We start from the raw sequence: 17,633 nt of genomic DNA on the forward strand, positions 1-17,633 counted from the left end.
GTGGATTGTAGGAAAATCTTGTAACCCTTTACCTGTCATATAGACTAGTCTCCCTAAGTTCTAGCTCACTGCTAATCTATATCCCAACAAATCCTTCCCGTCTAACGATGAACCATGGATTCAGTAAATCCTGCTTGTTGTACTGGAGTGGTTGATGAGAATCTACCTGAATGATATCCCCTCCTACTTCAAGCATGATGGCATGACCTGCACAGGTATCCCATTCCATTGTAGGACCGAACCGTGGATAAACATCCGCCTTCCCTTCTGCCACTAGGCACATCTTCAGGGCGCTCCCAGCTGATGTGAGTTCTACTTCTCCCACATGCTGCTCAAGGCGCCTTATATAATCCTTCGTCTCTTGTGATAAATGCGAACGACTTGTAACAACAGACGTTTTCGTACGATTAGAAAGAATCGGGAGCGAGATTGAATCCTGACTGAAATCAGTCTTATTCTTGACCCCTTCAAGCTTATACGCTCCTTCACCTTGTTCAGCAAAGTAAACCACATCAAGCACCGGAGCGTAAATAACACCTAAGATTGGAATCCCGTTCTCTACAAGAGCAATATTAATCGCAAATTCGCCGTTTCCTTTAATAAATTCCTTTGTGCCATCTAAAGGATCGATTAGCCAGAATCGCTCCCAATCAACCCTTTGTTCATAGGCAAGCTCCCCACCTTCCTCGCTTAATACAGGAATTTCTGGTGTCTGCTCAGCCAATTTCCTAAAGATTACATCGTGAGAGCGTTGGTCAGCTATCGTCAGCGGGGACTGGTCTTCCTTGTACTGAACTTCAACATCCCCAGCATGGTACACTTCTAAAATCGCATTTCCTGCCTCGACGGCAATTTCGATAACCTCGTGCATTCCAATTGACATATCGTCCCACTCCTCTCCTCTACCTCATACCCACCATAACAAAAAATGACACCTAGAAGGCGCCATTTCACAATTTATGCAAGTCCCTTATTCCGTAAATACTCAACCACTTGTTCCACTGATTCATCCAAAGTTTGGCGGTCTGTTTCAACCGTGATTTCTGGTGCAACTGGCTCTTCATAAGGAGCATCGATACCAGTAAATCCTTTAATTTCTCCTGATCGGGCCTTCTTATATAACCCTTTCGGATCACGCTTCTCTGCTTCTTCAAGCGAACACTTTACATACACTTCAATAAACTCCCCAGCATCAAGCAATGCTCGGACAGCTTCCCTGTCAGCAAGATAAGGGGAGATGAAGGCGGTTAGTGTGACAACACCCGCATCGACCATTAGCTTCGATACTTCACCTATGCGGCGAATGTTTTCCGTACGGTCTTCTTTAGAGAAGCCAAGGTTCTTGTTTAAGCCGTGACGAACGTTGTCCCCGTCTAAAATGTACGTCCGCACGCCATGTTGATGCAACTTCTTCTCCACCTCGACAGACAAAGTAGATTTACCAGACCCAGACAGTCCTGTGAACCAGACAACCGCACTTTTATGTTCATTGAGCGTTTGCCGATCTTCCTTTGTGACGGTTGAAGAATGCCACGTAATATTCGTTGATTTATGCTCCATCTCTTCTCTCCCCTTCCGCTATAACCATACCACCGACACAATCGTGACGGTCGTTACCATAACAAGAATACTGAGTGGAATTCCGATTTTCATATAATCGGTAAATTTGTATCCACCCGGTCCATACACAATTAAATTTGTCTGATATCCAATTGGCGTTATAAATGATGCAGATGCTGCTATCGCAATAAGAACAGCGACTGCATGTGGATTAATGCTCAGTTGATTCGCCAATTCAATCCCAATCGGGAACATTAATACCGCTGCTGCACTATTCGTAATCACTTCTGTAAACACATTCGTTAATAAATAGAGACAGATAAGCGTCAGCAGGAGGTGGTCGCTACCGATTAAACCAAGTAACCCTTGTGCAAGCCACTTGGCAGCTCCTGTATTGACGAGCGCTGTACCTATCCCGAAAGCACTGGCAATGAGAAGCAGGACACTGAAATGAACGGACTGCTTTGCTTCCTCGGGGGTAATGACCTTTGTCGCCACAAACCCGACCGCCACGATACACATCGCCTGGAACATTGACAAGACGTTCGTTACGACAAACCCTATCATCCCCATGAGAAAGGCTAACGAAAGCCACCCCTTCTTCCGATCACCGAACTCCGGCGGTGTATGCAACGGAGTGACAATATAAAAGTCGTTGGACTGCTGAACAATCCCCTCGAAATCCGGTCCTCCAAGTAATAGAAGCGTATCGCCCGGCTTTAAGACGATGTCGCCAATCTTCGCTTGAATTCGCTCATTATTTCGATGAACAGCAATGACCCCAGCATCAAATCGACTTCGGAACCCACTATCCTTTAATCGCTTATAAGCCAACGAAGATTGATGAGAAATCACCGCTTCAGCTAAATGTGAGGTCCCCTTGTTCAGGTCATCCAGCGTCATATGAGCACCTGGCACAAGGACGAGTCCCTTCCTCTTCTGTAATTCTGCAATTGTTGAAATCAATCCAGTAAAGATGAGTCGATCTTCGGCTTCAATCCGAGTGCTTCCACTGACAGGCGAGATCCGCTCATCTCCTCGCACAATCTCGAGTAGAAACAACCCCTTTAAGTTCCTTAGTCCCGCTTCTTTCACCATATGATTAAGAAAGGGATACTCTTCTGTCACATACATTTCAGAAATGTATTCACGACTGTGTTCTTGCACCGTCTCCGTTAATCCTTTGTTGTTTGGTAACAAGCGATACCCAATCGTAGTAATGTATAAGAGACCCACCAACGTAACCGGCACCCCAACAATCCCAAGCTCAAAAAACGAAAACCCTATCATATCCCACTCCAACATCAATCCGTGGACAACAAGGTTTGTTGAGGTTCCCATAATCGTCATGGTTCCACCGAGAATCGCCGCGTAAGAAAGTGGTATTAATAACTTTGAAGGAGAAATCCCCCTTTCCATACACCACTTCCGGATGATGGGTGCCAGCGTTACGACTATGGGAGTATTGTTCAAGAAAGCCGACACACCAGAGATTGGTGCGTACAATTGGAGCATCATGCCTGTCGACGCCCGTTTGGTTTGACCCATTAATTTGGTCAAACCAGCATGAACAAGCCCACTTTTTTGTATACCTGCAGCAATTAAGAACAATAAGGCAATCGTCAGCATCCCCTCATTTGAGAAGCCTCTAATCCCTTCTTCTACGGTTAGTATGCCTGGTGTCACGATGAAAAGGACAAGCGTACCAAAAACGATGAGGTCCGGCCGTGCTAACTCAAGCACGAGCCCTATCATCATCATAAAGATGACAAGGAGAACAAATCCCATTTCGAGCGTCATAGGAATACTCCCTTTACTAGTTAGCGATCCTTCATTCCTTTAATAAGGACGTTTACTACCTCAGGACGTGAGAATTCCTTCGGAGGCATTTCACCCTTACGAAGCATTTCACGCACTTTCGTCCCACTTAGATGGACATGGTCCTCTTTTCCATGAGGGCACGTCTTGGCCGTCGCCATATTCTCACACTTCTGGCAATAAAATGCGTGTTCAAATTTAAATATGCTTATGCCGAGCTCTTCGTGCGTAAATGCATTAAAGATTTCCTGTGCATCATACGTGCCATAATAATCACCAATACCAGCATGGTCACGACCGACAATAAAGTGCGTGCACCCATAATTCTTACGAACGAGCGCATGAAGAATAGCCTCGCGTGGACCTGCATACCTCATCGCAGCTGGATAGATAACCAATCGGGTTCGTTGTTCTGGATAATAATGTTTTAAGATCTCTTGGTAGCTCTCCATCCGAATGGAAGCCGGAATATCATCGCTTTTCGTCTCTCCTACGAGCGGATTTAGTAGAAGGCCATCTACTGCTTCAAGCGCAATCTTCTGAATGTATTCATGTGCGCGGTGAACCGGATTTCTCGTTTGGAACCCTACGACCGTCTTCCACCCCAAGTCCTTGAACAATTTCCTTGTTTCAGACGGGTCGAGGTAGAACTCATCGAACTCTCCGTGATCTGGTCGCTGTATTAATGTAATAGGTCCACCAAAGTAGACGTTCCCTTTCTCATACACTTTCTGAACACCAGGGTGATTCTGATCTGTCGTTCCATACACGTTCTGTGCTTCCTTAGCTTCATCATATGTAAACACGTCTTCAAGGGAAAGGATTCCATAAAGGACACCATCTTCTCCCTCAAGCGCCACTTCATCCCCAATTTGAAAACGCTCTGCCTCTTTCTCATATACAGGTAAAGTGATTGGAATACTCCAAACCGTCCCGTCCGCCAATCGCATCTGTTCCACAACGGATTCATAATCTTTCTGTTTCATGAAACCCGTCAACGGACTAAAGCCTCCAATTCCAATCAACTCTAAATCAGAAACCGTCCACTTTGAAACACGAAGCTTCGGTAATTGGCTCGCACGGTCTCTCGTTTCCTTGCTCTCATCCACCCTTTGCACCAAACGTCCGCCGTGTGGTGCTACTTGTTCTCCCACTTGAATAGAATTCATACTGTACCCCCTGAAGTTTAATTCTATTAATCCTTATAAGAATTGTATGATTTGAATGTATTACGTATGGCTGGAAATGTAAAGGGATTTGATTGAATTGTTAGAAAAATAAGAAGAGTTAAGGGGGATGTGTTAAGAATGGAAACGGTCGGAGTGGGAATAAGAAGATTATCTATCTACTAATTAGAATCAAAAAAAGCCCCCCTTCAATAGGAGAGCTTTCCTGCTAGCTTTGTCCGTAATAATAATAGTAATTACTGGACTTCGCTTCTTTATCATTTAACACAACACCTAATAGCTTTGAGTTGCCTGCATCTAGTAATTTCTTCGCTTTAATAGCTGCTTCGTTGTCCGTTTGTTTACTTCGGACAACCATAAGCACTCCATCTACTAAGTTTGCCAGAATTTGAGCATCTGTAACGGCTAGTACAGGTGGTGCATCTACGACAACCTGATCATAGAGTTCCAAGGCTTCTTCTAATAATCGCACCATTGCTTTGGAGCCTAGTATTTCCGAAGGGTTAGGCGGAATCGGTCCACTTGGAAGTACATCTAAATGCTCGATCTCAGTTTGATGCACTAAATCAGTAAGTGTAGAATCCTTCGTTACTAAGTAATTACTTAACCCCTTTACATTGGGGACACGAAAGGTATATTGAGCTGTCGGCTTACGTAAATCGGCATCAATGAGCAACACTTTCTTTCCTTGTTGAGCGAACGTAGTCGCTAGATTTCCTGAAGTCAACGATTTACCTTCAGAAGGGCCTGTCGAGGTGATAAGCAAAGAACGGAGCTCATTGTCTACTGAAGCGAACTGTAAGTTTGTTCGGATGGTACGATACTGCTCAGAAATTGGGGATTTTGGATTTAAGTTTGTAATTAAGTTCCGTGCTTTTTGTGTTACATTTTTCTTTCTACGTGCCAATAGACTCACCTCTCACATTGGAAGCTGACATAGTTGCGTTTCGGCGATTTACTTGTGTCAAATCATCTTCTTTTATTTCAGAGATAACTCCAAGTACAGGTAGCCCTAATACTTTCTCAACATCTTCTTCCGTCTTAATCGTGTTGTCTAAGTATTCTAGTAAGAATGCAAGTCCGACTCCAATCATAGCACCTAGTACAAATGCAATTGCCATGTTAAGAAACGGCTTAGGACTTACAGGGGACAAATCTGGACCAGCACTTGCTTGAGACAGAATTGTAACATTATCAATATTCATAATTTCAGTTACTTCTTGACGAAACGTCTCGACAGTTGCGTTTGCAATATCTGCCGCAAGCTCACGATCTTTGTTTGTGACCGTCACAGATACGACTTGTGAGTTTTGCTCACTTGCAATTTGCAAACTATTTTGCAACGCACCTGGTGACAAGTCTAGGTCCAAATCAGAAATGACTTCTTCTAATATGTAAGGACTTTTAATGATGTTACTATACGTACTGATTAACTCTACGTTCGTACGAATATCATTATACTCGACTGCTTCTCCCTGGCCCCGACTTTGGTTTACGAGAAACTGAGATTGCGTCTCATATTCCGGCGTAAGGAAAAAGAAGCTTACCACTCCACTTAAAATTGTTGCTAACGCAGTAATACCAAGGATCATCCACAGACGTTTCTTTAAAACGCCGAAGATTTCCTTTAAAGAAATAGTTTCTTCCATTGATTGAGTACCTCCAAGACTTCAAATATTCCCCTATTTCTATACAAATTATATCATACCATTAGTCATAAAATGTTAATCAGACGTAATAACTTAGGACTAATCGCCTAATTCATTTTTGACGCTGGTTTTATTCACAAAATTAAAAAATTCCAAGTATTTTCTTTCTCTTAACTGGCATCGGCTCGTTTACGAGCACCCTCTCACCTTTCACCATAAGCTCCGCATTTTCATAGAAATCTAGCATTGTATCTTTACCATATGTTTCTTCAACCTCTTTCAATGCTTTTTGCAGGACAAACCCTCTTGACGAAGTATTGTGTGCATCCGAAGCAAGAAAATGGACGAGGTTCGATTCAATTAATTGGTGAGAGAACCTCGCAATCTTCTTACCAAAGTTCCCTACGAGACTGGCTGCCGTCAATTGAGTAAGGGCTCCATTCTGAACAAACTCATAAAGGTGGTCAGGATTTTGGATGAGTTCTTTATTGCGTTCTGGGTGCACGACAATAGGGGTGTATCCCTCTACTTGCAAGTCAAAAAGCATCCGTTTTGCATACCTCGGGACCTGGTCATGAGGCAACTCCACAAACACATAACCGGAGTTATCATTTAATGGAAGTGCTTTCCCATCTGCTAATTCTTCAATCATCTTTCCATGCAACCTCGCTTCCTGACCTGGCAGCACGGTCAAATCGATTTCTTCTGCTACTAAACGTTTGTTTAGCTCCTCAGTTCGTTGAAGTATGGCTGTCCGTTCGTTTACAAACGTACCGTTACGGTGGTGTGGAGTAGCAATAATCGCATGGACACCATCCTGAACCGCTGCTTGCGCCATCGCTACACTATCCTCAATGGTCTTTGCACCATCGTCTACCCCAAACAATATATGACTATGGATGTCAATCATTCACGTCCCACCTCACTATTCTGAATTCTGGTCTCCCGAAGCATTTTCTGTTTCCGTTCCCGTCTGACTATGCGACTCAATTTCGCCTTGAATTCGATTCAATTCTTCATCAGGCACAACAAGATACCAAATGTTATTGATCCGCTGGCCATTCCCGTTAAATTCCAATGACTCGATGCTTTTCCTAGCTCCTGCATAGTTTGACAATAGGTTCCTCATCTGCGACATATCTAAGTTCGTTTGTACGTTATCTCCTACAACGTCTAACACGTTTGTGATTTTACCTACTGAGTTAAAGGAAACCATTTTATCTAATGCAGCTTGGATGACCTTACGTTGTCGTTCAGTTCGCCCAAAGTCCCCTCGAGGGTCATCGTACCTCATACGTGAATAGGAAAGGGCTTGGTCTCCGTTAAGTTCGATTTCTCCCTCGTTGAATTGGTACCCATCATACTCAAAGTAAAAATCATTTTGAACCGTGACCCCACCGACGGCCTCTACTCCGTCAGAGAAACCCTCCATATTAACCTTTGAATAGAAGTGAATAGGTACATCAAGATAGTTCTCTACCGTCGCAACGGACAAATCTACCCCACCGAACGCATAGGCGTGATTAATTTTGTCTTTTCCTTCTCGCCCCGGGATGGTGACATACGTATCTCGTGGAATGCTGAACATAAGAACAGACTCGGTATCTGGATTCAACGAAGCGAAAATCATTGTATCTGACCGACCATCATCATTAGTTCTTTCATCGACACCTAGTAGAAGAAAGTTAATGGCTTCTTTATTTTTTAATACATTTTCTAATTGTTCTTTTTGTTCTAAGGACGTATCTCTGTCTAAAGGCTTATGCATTTCATTTACCGTTTCTTGCACATTCATATAAATATGTAAGAAATATCCTCCACCAATTAGCAATAGGGCAAGTGCAATACTACTAACAATCCACATCACTTTCTTACGACGACTCATTTTCTTACGATGCTTATGCGAGCGCATTTCCATGTTTTAATCTCCTTCAATAGATTCCTAATACTGTAATTATACGCGTAACCATACTTTTAGTCTAACTAGTTTTTTAGAACTATAAAAGTAGAAAAATAGGAACGGTGCGCGCTAAATCAATGATTAATCACAACCAATAAGGATATAAAAAAATGTTCTTCCCCTACGTGATACGTTTCGTAAAAGAAGAACATTTTCTCTCATTTCCTATTCACAATCATTTATAGCTTGTTTCATTTTAGTGACTAATTCGTCTGCTTCTATAAGTTTTTTACCCCCACCTTGTACGAAGTTTGGCTTTCCGCCACCCTTACCTTCAATGATTGGGAATATCTTTTTCGCTATATGGTTCAGATTTTGTTCTACAGCATCCCCGTGAGCTAGCACAAATTGAAGCTGATCTTCTTGCTCACTAACTAAAACCACATATTCGATATCGCCTGAGGCAACAACCGCTTTTCCTAATGATTGTAGGTCCTTAATCGGTCGATGCTTGTAAACACGATAGACCACTCCATCTGCTGGAATGTTGGACATTAACTGCTTCGCTTCGTATTTAATAAGTTGCTCCTCGAGTTCAGTAATCTTTCTATCCTTTTCCTTGCTTTCCAATAAGATTGAGTTCACTTCAGAAGTCAGTTCATCTTCTGGACGACGGACTAGTTGCTTTAAATCCGTAACAATTCGATGCTTCTCCTCTAATTTATTCAACACGCGGTTCCCGCATGCAAATTCCAATCGGACCTGCTTTTTATTCCTTGTCCAACCTAAAAATTTCACAGCCATCACTTCGCTTGTGGATTGAGGATGGGTACCTCCGCAACCGTTATAATCAACTCCAGGAATGATGACTAATCGAACATCTTCCTCTACTGATAACGATTTCCGCAACGGGTACTTGTTCGCTTCTTCAACATCCACCCACTTTGCCTCAATTTCAAGGTGATTGCGAATAATTTTATTTACGCGCTCCTCTGCGTCTCGCAGGAGTTCGCCTGTTAAATTATCTGTATCTAAGTCAATGGTGACCGTATCTTTACCAAGGTGAAAACTTGTAGTTGGGACTCCAAATCTGTCCTGAAAGACGGCAGAGACAATATGTTGTCCATTATGCTGTTGCATATGATCATACCTACGCTCCCAGTTTACACTCCCATGTATTGTAATTAATTCCGCTGGGAACCGTTCAGATAAATAATGGCGGATTTCACCATCAATCTCCTCAACGTCGGTCACCTCAAGTCCATTCAGGGAACCTGTATCATGAGGCTGTCCCCCTCCTGTCGGATAAAACGCCGTTTCTTCAAGAACTGCATAATAGCGCCCAGAATTGTCTTGATCTACTTTTCTGACCTCTGTATCAAATTCAGTCAAGTAAGCATCCTCGTAATAGAGCTTTCTCGTCATCTTTCTCTTCCTCCTATGTCTTTCCTATCTATCTAGAGTAGCACGTTCAGAGGAGGAACGAAATGACAGTCGTTCTTTAAACAAAAAGAAGAACGGTAATCATGTGTAACCAACGCCTCCATTTCATTTATCTCCATAATCGTTTTTAAAGAAAACATAATCGATAAACTCATATCGAAGGATCACGATCGCGCTTGTGACTGCATCTGGTTCTTGTTGATACCACATAGAGAAACTTAAAGAAAAGACTCAAGAATCGCACACAAGAATTAGGAAATTCGTCTCAAGGAGAAGTCTCTATAAATAGAAAAAGGAACCCTTTATCAAGGGCTCCCTTTACATTATGCGGCTTTCTTATTCCGTTTTTCTTTCTTAGCAACATCCGCTTTAAATGACTTAATTAAGCCGACCATCATAAGCAGCAAGATAACCGTTAATGGCAATCCAGATATGATTGTTGCAGCTTGAAGTCCTTCATAACCACCTGTACCCATTAGGATTGCAGCAATGGCGGTCATAATTATTCCCCAGCTTAGCTTCACGAAGAATGGCGGGTTAAGACTTCCGTTTGAAGTCTGCATGCCGAGTACAAATGTTGCAGAATCAGCAGACGTAATGAAGAATGTGGCAATAAGAAGCACGGCTATAGTTGATAGAAGTCCGCTTAACGGCAATTGGTCAAATACATAGAATAGCGTTGTTTCTAATGATTGGCTAGATACATCTGCGCCTTGTACGAAATCAAGATGTAACGCTCCGCCCCCAAATACAGCGAACCAGAACACACACACAAGTGTGGGTGCAACAATAACTGCCATGATAAATTCACGTACTGTACGACCTCTAGATACCCGAGCAATAAACGTACTAACAAATGGAGTCCAAGAAATCCACCATGCCCAATAGAAGATTGTCCAGTCTTTCACCCACTGATTATTTTCTTCAGTAAATGGAGCAAATCGGAAACTCATGCTCGCAAAGTCTTGTAAATAAGCCCCTAGTGTTGTAGAGAATAACTCTAGAATAAATTGAGTTGGACCTAAGAAAAGGAATGAGATTAATAGAACAACAGCTAAGATTAAGTTCGTATTACTTAGGATTTTAATTCCCTTTGAAAGACCTGTGGCAGCTGATGTAATAAACAAGACCATCGTAACAGCCATAATTATCAACTGAACATTGAATGTATTTGGCACACCGAATAAATAGTTTAAACCACCATTAATCTGGGAAGCACCAATTCCAAGGGAAATCGCAACCCCAAACAGCGTAGCGAAGATAGCAATAATATCAACTACTTTACCAATTGGGCCTCGTACTCGGTCACCAATTAGTGGATAAAGTGTCGTACTCATCAAACCTGGCATACCTTTTTTAAATTGGTAATAAGCAAGTGCTAATGCAACAATTGCGTATATACCCCATGCACTAAAACCCCAATGCAAGTACGTATGTTGCAATCCTGTCTTGGCAGCTTCAATTGTCCCTCCATCTCCTACAGGCGGGTTGGAATAGTGAGACATAGGTTCAGATGCTCCGTAGAACATAAGCCCAATTCCCATACCTGCACTAAATAGCATCGCAAACCATGTGGGTGTGCTATACTCAGGCTTGTCTCCTTCACTTCCTAACTTAATTTTACCAAATTTACTAAATGCGATTGCAATCGATACGATGAAAATCAATGCAACTGACAATTGATAGAACCAACCAAATTGATCTAAAATGTTCGTTTTCAAGCTTGCCATTACAGAAGCCATCTGGCCAGGAGCAACCACTCCCCATGCCACAAATAGGACACCCATCGCAAGCGACACCCAAAACATCTTCGTAAAGTTCTTCACGTTTTTCCTCCTTAAAAAATTTATATATTTTATGTACAGTTTTAACTTTTCGTTCTAAATAGTCTTTTTATATTATAAGTTAAGAATAAACTTTTATCTACTGCCACCTTCGATGGTATAGCACGCTCTGGTGGAATATGTCGACATATAGAGAATTCAGAAGATTTCTCCTTACATATGCTTTAAATTGCTCTCATATTCTTACTCATACTAAATATGTATAGATTAAAATACCTACCTTCTTTGAATAGGTCTTTTTTTATATTTTAGTAACTTTCATTTTTTCCAATCTAAAAAAGGAACAGTCATCATTCAATCATAGGTCCTTCTCAAGGTGCATATACTTTCATAGTTTAGGTGTAAAGGAGGTGATTATGTCGGAGGAGCAAACAGTTAACCCAACTGGAGGTGCGACGGCAATTGCCTCATTCGTTCTAGGTATTATTGGTGTATTACTTGGATTGATTCCAGGGATTGGAATCCTTTTTGGGTTCATTTTTTGGGTGTTGGCTACTATTTTTGGTTATATAGGACGTCGATCCGCTCGAAAAGGGCTCGCAACGGCTGGACTCGTTATGGGAGTTGGGATGGTTGTTTACCAATTATTATTTCTGCTTTTATTTGGTTATTTCACAGTGACACCAGGAAATTTGGGCTAAGGTAACTCGCTATGTTTCTAAATCAAAGTCGATATCCTTGAGACACTATTCAAACGTTTGATCAACTGCCAAAAAGATAGGATGCAGAAGGGATTTAAGATAATTGATCAATCGTTTGAGCAGGAAATCTATGTACAATAAAACAAGCTTGAAAGGGTTCTATAAACCCTTTCAAGCTTGTTTCTTAATTGCTCTTATTCTTCATAACATGTGAGTCAATGAAATTTAAAATTGGTCTGTAACGTTTTCCAATTAGACCTGTAGCCTCTACAATAATCTCAATTAACAACAGCAAGAGAACCAGTATACTAGCACTACCCCATAACGTTGCTTTATTGAACATGACTGCTGCAATGCTGAAGATTCCACTAATGGCATAGATCAACAATACGGTCTGTCGGTGAGAATACCCGAGGTGCAACAAGCAATGGTGCAGATGGAACTTGTCAGGTGCCGACAACGGCTTTTTCTGAATGATTCTTCGTAGAATGGCAAATGTTGTGTCCATAATCGGTACTCCCAGTATGATAAGAGGAAGTACAATGGAGAAGATTGTAACGTTCTTGAAAAGCCCCATTAGGGAAAGAGTACTAATCATATACCCTAGGAATAAAGAGCCTGTGTCACCCATAAAAATTTTCGCTGGATGAAAGTTAAAGAATAGAAATCCTAACGTACTACCTAAGAGAATTAATGTCATGGCACCTACTAGATAGTTACCCATGGACAGTGCCATCCCTGTAATTGTAATGAGCGCAATGGATGAAACCCCAGCTGCCAGTCCATCTAGTCCATCAATTAGATTAATTGCATTTGTAACTCCAACAATCCAGAGGATTGTAAGCGGTATGCTTAAAGCGCCAAAGTAGATAAATTCACCTGTTGGCAGTTGGATAAAGTCAATCTGCAGACCACCTAATACGGCAATGACCGCTGCTAAGATTTGAGCTAGTAACTTCATCTTAGCCGATAACTCAAACTTATCATCTAGCATTCCTACAACGGCGATAAGGAGTGAGCCTGTAATGATGTGCCAGATTGTGCCTAACTCTTTTGGTAGAAAGATGACCAGCCCAATGTAGAAGGATAATAGAATCGCCATGCCGCCCATTCGAGGCATTGGTTTCTCATGTACTTTTCTATAATTGGGTTTATCAACGATGTTCCATCTAATAGCTAATCTTATAATAATTGGTGTAAGCGACAGTGCTACGATTAATGATACTATAAATGCCCAAATCAGCATGGTGATCCTCCTTATTAATCAAGCCACTTCTAATCTATCTTATTTAAAATTGAATGTCCGTATCTATTGTAAAACTTCCTGCTTAATTATATGTAATCTTATGTCAAAATTCAATAGATTTCTGAAGGTTTCATCAAAACCTTACAAAAGAAGAAAGGGTTGGATGAGAGAAACTCTTCCAACCCTTCCCCATATTAGTTCCCTCCATAATTAGGGATTTCATAAATTTCAGTCGTGACATCAAGTATTTTATAGTAGTCTGCTAGATAACCTCTTGCTTGCTTAGAAGCCCAACCAATATCTGTTGCATAGTGATGATAACCTTTATAAAGTGAATAGGAAGTTGGATTCCATTTCATTTCATATAGAGTGTCCTGTTTAAAGGTTGAGTTATGGATATACGTTTCACCAATGAATTTAGCTCCACCAATAATTGCAGCTTCTGGAGTGAACCAACCTTCTTCATAAGCTTTCCTAGATCCGCACTCTAGTGCACAACTATCATAGGCACCAATCCCATATGCATTGTATACGGTACGTCCATTATACGTAGCATTGCCGTTCATAAGAGTGGCAGTACCAGAGCCAGTTTCATGAATAGCGTGTGCAATGAGGTAAATCTCATTTACAGAATAGGTTTGTGCAGCTTCAATGAATGCACTCGCTGTACCTTCTAATGTACCTGCCCCATCTAGAATCTTCTGATTTACTTCATTTGCGCTAATGCCAGCACTTTGGGACAAGGACAAGAATTGATATTTACCATCATTATCCATAAAGTTTTCTGGGTTCAAGTAGTAGGCTACATCTTCTTTGTTCGCGTTAACAAACGGGCGGTAGAAAGCACTATAGCTTCCTGAACTGTTCTTCTTCCATGTCTTGCGGAAATCAATTTGATACCAGGTATCCCCGCTATCATTCGTTACAGAACGTAAGATCTTAACCTTCTCTCCTCCTTCAAGGGAAGGAGCATAGTGGTTCAACTTCCAGTAATCTGTAGACGGTCCACCACGGACGTTCCAATTTGAGCCTACAACGATTCCATGTAGCTGGCCCTTCTCTATAAATGTGCTTTGACCGCCGTTAAACGCACTTCCATGAACATAAGCGTTGTAATAGGTCATATCATACTGTGGAGTTGCCCCCATCGTGTACTCTAGCATTTCGTTAAATGTCTGATCATATTGTGTTTCAATTTCAGTTGTCGTGCTTTCAACGCCACCACTATAAATGTAGCCATCACGACCTCCAAATTGGATCTTATACCAGCTTGAACCGATTTTACCGATTACAGGGTAAACTTGGTTCGGAGCGATTTGCCCAAAAGGAACAAGTGACCCTGAAGTATTGTCATAGACCGTAACATTCATTGTAGTAATAATATTGGAAATATCTTCATCAGAGCTGTTGCTTCTATTTTGGATGTTGATAGAATCCAATGGTCTCGTGCTGTCCTCGCTCACGTAACCAATCACATTACCGAATTTAATTCCAACGGCATTTCCTTTAAGTTCGTGAATAATGTAACTTTGACCATCCTCTAAATGTCCCATGATTGAGCCATCCATGGTCGAGTTACTAAACACTTGAGCTTTCGGCTCTAGTGCTTCCACGTACTTGTCACTGCTTGTGAATGCTTTCTTAACAGCAGGTGAATAGACATATCCTGTACGGCCGCCAATCATCACTTTCAGCCATGAACCAACTTCTCTTACATAGCTAAACTCCTGCGAAGCAGAAATAGAAGCGAACGGTAGTAGGCTTCCTGTGCTGTTATCATAGACGGTTAGATTCGAAAGTGCTTCACCTTTCAGGGCATGATGAAGCTGTTCAGACCAGTTATCTGCTCCGCTCTTACCAGAAGGTATAAGCTGGTCTGTACGCACATATCCGTAGCTGCCTTCAAACCGGATCTTTACCCAGCCCAGATCTTCGCTAGTACTTTCAATCTTAAACACTTCACCTTCATACAACGTCCCCATTTGAGTAGCTTTGTCTGATTGAGATATGTAGACAGGAGCTTTCTCATTAAATACTTCAAAGTGAGTGTCCGTGGAACGAATATTTTCTTTCACGGCTGGAGCATAAACAAATCCTTCTCTTCCGCCTATAAGAACTTTCAGCCAAGCTCCTGAACGACTTACATAGCGGAACTCTTCACCTTTCGAGATACTAGCAAAGTGAACAAGCTTTCCTGAAGAATTATCATATACTGTTAAATTAGAAATGGCTTCCCCTCCGAAAGACTGTTTTGTTTCATTTGACCAGTTTGCGGCCGCCTCTTTCGAAGAAGGAATTAAATCGTTTAGTAGAACGTATCCAGTTCTATTCTGAAACTGAATTTCCGCCCAACCTTCAGATTTATTAACGTTTAACACTTTAAACGTTTCGCCTTTAAACAATTTACCACTTACTTGATTGCTAAATGACTTTGAAGGATACACATTCGTTGTGTCGGCAATTACTTCTACGTAATTTGTCGTAGATGTGAATGGCTCAACTACAGCCGGCTTGTACACATATCCTTTACGTCCTGCTACCATCACCTCAAGCCATGCACCCATCTCTCTAATGTAAGTAAATTCCTTACCTTTTGGAAGAGAAGCAAATGGTACTAAGCTACCTGAGCTATTATCGTAAATGGTAAGCTTTAACTTAGAATGCGCTACCTTATCTCCAGTATTATTACTCCAATTTTTCACAGAACCTGATTGCGCTACTTCAACGGAAGCAGTTGGGATGTAACCGATATCTCCGCCAATTTCAATCTTCATCCAATCTGAACTCGGCTCGATGTTCACTAATTTGAATAGTTCGTTTGCATATAGTGAACCCAAGGGCAGAGAAGTACTTGAAGGTTCCTGTCGAACAGTGATTCCTTCCTTCAGTACTTTGAAGTAGTTACTCTCAGCAGTAAAGCTCTCTTTCACTGCTGGCGCATACACAAATCCCTTACGACTAGCAACATTGACCTCATACCAACTTCCTGAATAAAGATCGTATTGAATCGTTTGACCTTTTTCAATTGTGGCAAAGTGCTTTAACGTCCCCCCGCTATTGTCGTATACGGAAAGTGTAGATGTTGATGTACCCGATTTAATTGTTGAGAATCCACTAGATACCCAGTTCGGCACTGATGAGGAATTGGAATTAACTAGTGAAGACTGCTGTACAAATCCTTCTTGCCCTGCAAATTCCACCTGAATAAACCCATTATTCGTCCCTAGCTTTTTAAGCTTTTGGCCTTCGTTCACCCTACCAATCTTCACTGATGAAGTTGAGGGTTGTGTATACACCGTTGCAACACTTCCTACTACCTCATAATAGTCTGTGCTCGCAGGAGCAATAGATTGTGTGGTGAAAGCTCTTGCTGATGCTGGTGCACTTTGGGATGCTTCACTTTCATTTGCCTCGGGCTCTTTCACTGATTCTTCCTTTAAAGGCTGTACTTCAGTCTCTTGCTGTCCTTGCTCATCGTCTACATTTAATTCTGAGTCAGGCTGACGAGACATATGTTCTTCCGACTTCTCTAATTGGTTCGGCTGCTGTTCTTCTGCAGCTTCTGTAGTTTGTTGTTTCGTCGTTTGCTGTGATTGATTGTGCGATATATAGTACGTTAAATCTGCCAAGTATACTAGAATTGTAGATTCATTGATTCGTTGATATTTAGTAACAGCTACGTCTTCATGTAAAGAACCAACTTCCTTAGATTTCATCTCATCTAAGAAAATCGAGGTTGACTGTTTCAAATCAATAGTTTCATCGCTTGAGATGTCGGGAATGTTTAAAAGCGTTGTCTCTTTTAACACCTTTTCCATCTCTGATGTGAGTTTTACATAAGCATCCTCACCTAAAAATGAAAAGGAGATTCTTTCGGTTTGCTGATTGAGGTCTCCTTTTACTACTGCTCCACTCGTTAATTCTACCAGTTCAACGTCATCATGAGTACGGAATACAGAGGTCGTTTGCTGTAACTCAACCTCTACCATCGTCTCTTTTTCCTGTCCAGACTCTTCCCCAAATACCGTATAAGGGGAGTAGACCATTTGGGCTACTACTAAAATCATGACAAGGAAAACAGCTACTCTCTTTTTATGGCTCCCTATCACCCGCTTACCACCTTTCAATTTTTTGTGTGCATCCATCTCCACACTCTTCCTATTTTAGCAAGGAACTTCTAATAGTTGAACAACAAATTACCCAAAATCATGACAATAGTTGTAAAATTTTGTTGAGTTTACATAAAAAACAAAGTTTCTTTACATTCCATTTATCTCATAGAGCGTCACTCTTCAACAAAATGAATCAAGCCTCTTCTGCATTCTACATAATTCGGCAATTGAAA

At 41.5% G+C, this 17,633-nt stretch carries 13 protein-coding genes; 1 reads left to right on the plus strand and 12 read right to left on the minus strand.

Features of this window, described 5'->3' with window-relative positions; genetic code table 11:
* Positions 1-76 precede the first annotated feature (76 nt).
* From cysQ to H513_RS0100755, 10 genes are all read right to left on the minus strand, one after another.
* Positions 77-883 carry a 3'(2'),5'-bisphosphate nucleotidase CysQ gene (gene cysQ, locus H513_RS0100710; protein WP_231572052.1) on the minus strand — a complete coding sequence of 269 codons (807 nt, stop codon included), beginning with the start codon at positions 881-883 and terminating at the stop codon, positions 77-79.
* A gap of 74 nt (positions 884-957) precedes the next feature.
* Complete coding sequence (gene cysC, locus H513_RS0100715; RefSeq protein ID WP_026798966.1) at positions 958-1,560, minus strand: adenylyl-sulfate kinase; 603 nt, start codon at positions 1,558-1,560, stop codon at positions 958-960.
* A gap of 18 nt (positions 1,561-1,578) precedes the next feature.
* Positions 1,579-3,360, minus strand: a complete 1,782-nt coding sequence (locus H513_RS0100720; protein WP_026798967.1) for an SLC13 family permease — start codon at positions 3,358-3,360, stop codon at positions 1,579-1,581.
* A gap of 20 nt (positions 3,361-3,380) precedes the next feature.
* Positions 3,381-4,547, minus strand: a complete 1,167-nt coding sequence (gene sat, locus H513_RS0100725; RefSeq protein WP_036768834.1) for a sulfate adenylyltransferase — start codon at positions 4,545-4,547, stop codon at positions 3,381-3,383.
* Between the two features lie 226 nt (positions 4,548-4,773).
* A complete protein-coding gene (locus tag H513_RS0100730) occupies positions 4,774-5,472 on the minus strand; it encodes a CpsD/CapB family tyrosine-protein kinase (protein WP_026798969.1) in 699 nt (232 codons plus the stop codon).
* The gene (locus H513_RS0100735; protein ID WP_026798970.1) at positions 5,462-6,214 is read right to left on the minus strand and encodes a YveK family protein; all 753 of its coding nucleotides are present in this window, start codon (positions 6,212-6,214) and stop codon (positions 5,462-5,464) included. Before H513_RS0100735 ends, H513_RS0100730 begins: the two co-directional genes overlap by 11 nt.
* Positions 6,215-6,356: 142 nt before the next feature.
* Positions 6,357-7,124 (minus strand): tyrosine-protein phosphatase, encoded by a 768-nt coding sequence (locus H513_RS0100740; RefSeq protein ID WP_026798971.1) that lies wholly within the window; start codon positions 7,122-7,124, stop codon positions 6,357-6,359.
* A gap of 15 nt (positions 7,125-7,139) precedes the next feature.
* Positions 7,140-8,132 (minus strand): LCP family glycopolymer transferase, encoded by a 993-nt coding sequence (locus tag H513_RS19360; protein WP_081658118.1) that lies wholly within the window; start codon positions 8,130-8,132, stop codon positions 7,140-7,142.
* Between the two features lie 207 nt (positions 8,133-8,339).
* Positions 8,340-9,539, minus strand: coding sequence for a serine-tRNA(Ala) deacylase AlaX (locus H513_RS0100750; protein WP_026798972.1), 1,200 nt, complete (start codon positions 9,537-9,539; stop codon positions 8,340-8,342).
* Between the two features lie 341 nt (positions 9,540-9,880).
* Positions 9,881-11,383 carry a glycine betaine uptake BCCT transporter gene (locus H513_RS0100755; protein WP_026798973.1) on the minus strand — a complete coding sequence of 501 codons (1,503 nt, stop codon included), beginning with the start codon at positions 11,381-11,383 and terminating at the stop codon, positions 9,881-9,883.
* Positions 11,384-11,757: 374 nt separating this feature from the next.
* Here H513_RS0100755 and H513_RS19365 point away from each other — a divergent pair, with 374 nt between their 5' ends.
* A complete protein-coding gene (locus H513_RS19365; protein ID WP_051239556.1) occupies positions 11,758-12,042 on the plus strand; it encodes a hypothetical protein in 285 nt (94 codons plus the stop codon).
* Between the two features lie 184 nt (positions 12,043-12,226).
* Here H513_RS19365 and H513_RS0100765 read toward each other — a convergent pair whose 3' ends face one another.
* On the minus strand, positions 12,227-13,288 hold the full coding sequence (locus H513_RS0100765; protein WP_026798974.1) for a glycosyltransferase family 4 protein: 1,062 nt from the start codon (positions 13,286-13,288) through the stop codon (positions 12,227-12,229).
* A gap of 194 nt (positions 13,289-13,482) precedes the next feature.
* Entirely contained in the window at positions 13,483-17,433 is a 3,951-nt protein-coding gene (locus tag H513_RS20770; RefSeq protein ID WP_051239559.1) for an SH3 domain-containing protein, read from the minus strand.
* Positions 17,434-17,633: the final 200 nt, after the last annotated feature.

Origin of the sequence: Pontibacillus halophilus JSM 076056 = DSM 19796 (assembly GCF_000425205.1) — a bacterium.
GTDB lineage: Bacteria > Bacillota > Bacilli > Bacillales > BH030062 > Pontibacillus_A > Pontibacillus_A halophilus.

Excerpts from the sequence above, each read along its gene's own strand:
- cysQ (WP_231572052.1), bottom strand. The coding sequence starts at position 883 with ATGTCAATTGGAATGCACGAGGTTATCGAAATTGCCGTCGAGGCAGGA.
- cysC (WP_026798966.1), bottom strand. The coding sequence starts at position 1,560 with ATGGAGCATAAATCAACGAATATTACGTGGCATTCTTCAACCGTCACA.
- H513_RS0100720 (WP_026798967.1), bottom strand. The coding sequence starts at position 3,360 with ATGACGCTCGAAATGGGATTTGTTCTCCTTGTCATCTTTATGATGATG.
- sat (WP_036768834.1), bottom strand. The coding sequence starts at position 4,547 with ATGAATTCTATTCAAGTGGGAGAACAAGTAGCACCACACGGCGGACGT.
- H513_RS0100735 (WP_026798970.1), bottom strand. The coding sequence starts at position 6,214 with ATGGAAGAAACTATTTCTTTAAAGGAAATCTTCGGCGTTTTAAAGAAA.
- H513_RS0100740 (WP_026798971.1), bottom strand. The coding sequence starts at position 7,124 with ATGATTGACATCCATAGTCATATATTGTTTGGGGTAGACGATGGTGCA.
- H513_RS19360 (WP_081658118.1), bottom strand. The coding sequence starts at position 8,132 with ATGGAAATGCGCTCGCATAAGCATCGTAAGAAAATGAGTCGTCGTAAG.
- H513_RS0100750 (WP_026798972.1), bottom strand. The coding sequence starts at position 9,539 with ATGACGAGAAAGCTCTATTACGAGGATGCTTACTTGACTGAATTTGAT.
- H513_RS19365 (WP_051239556.1), top strand. The coding sequence starts at position 11,758 with ATGTCGGAGGAGCAAACAGTTAACCCAACTGGAGGTGCGACGGCAATT.
- H513_RS0100765 (WP_026798974.1), bottom strand. The coding sequence starts at position 13,288 with ATGCTGATTTGGGCATTTATAGTATCATTAATCGTAGCACTGTCGCTT.
- H513_RS20770 (WP_051239559.1), bottom strand. The coding sequence starts at position 17,433 with ATGGATGCACACAAAAAATTGAAAGGTGGTAAGCGGGTGATAGGGAGC.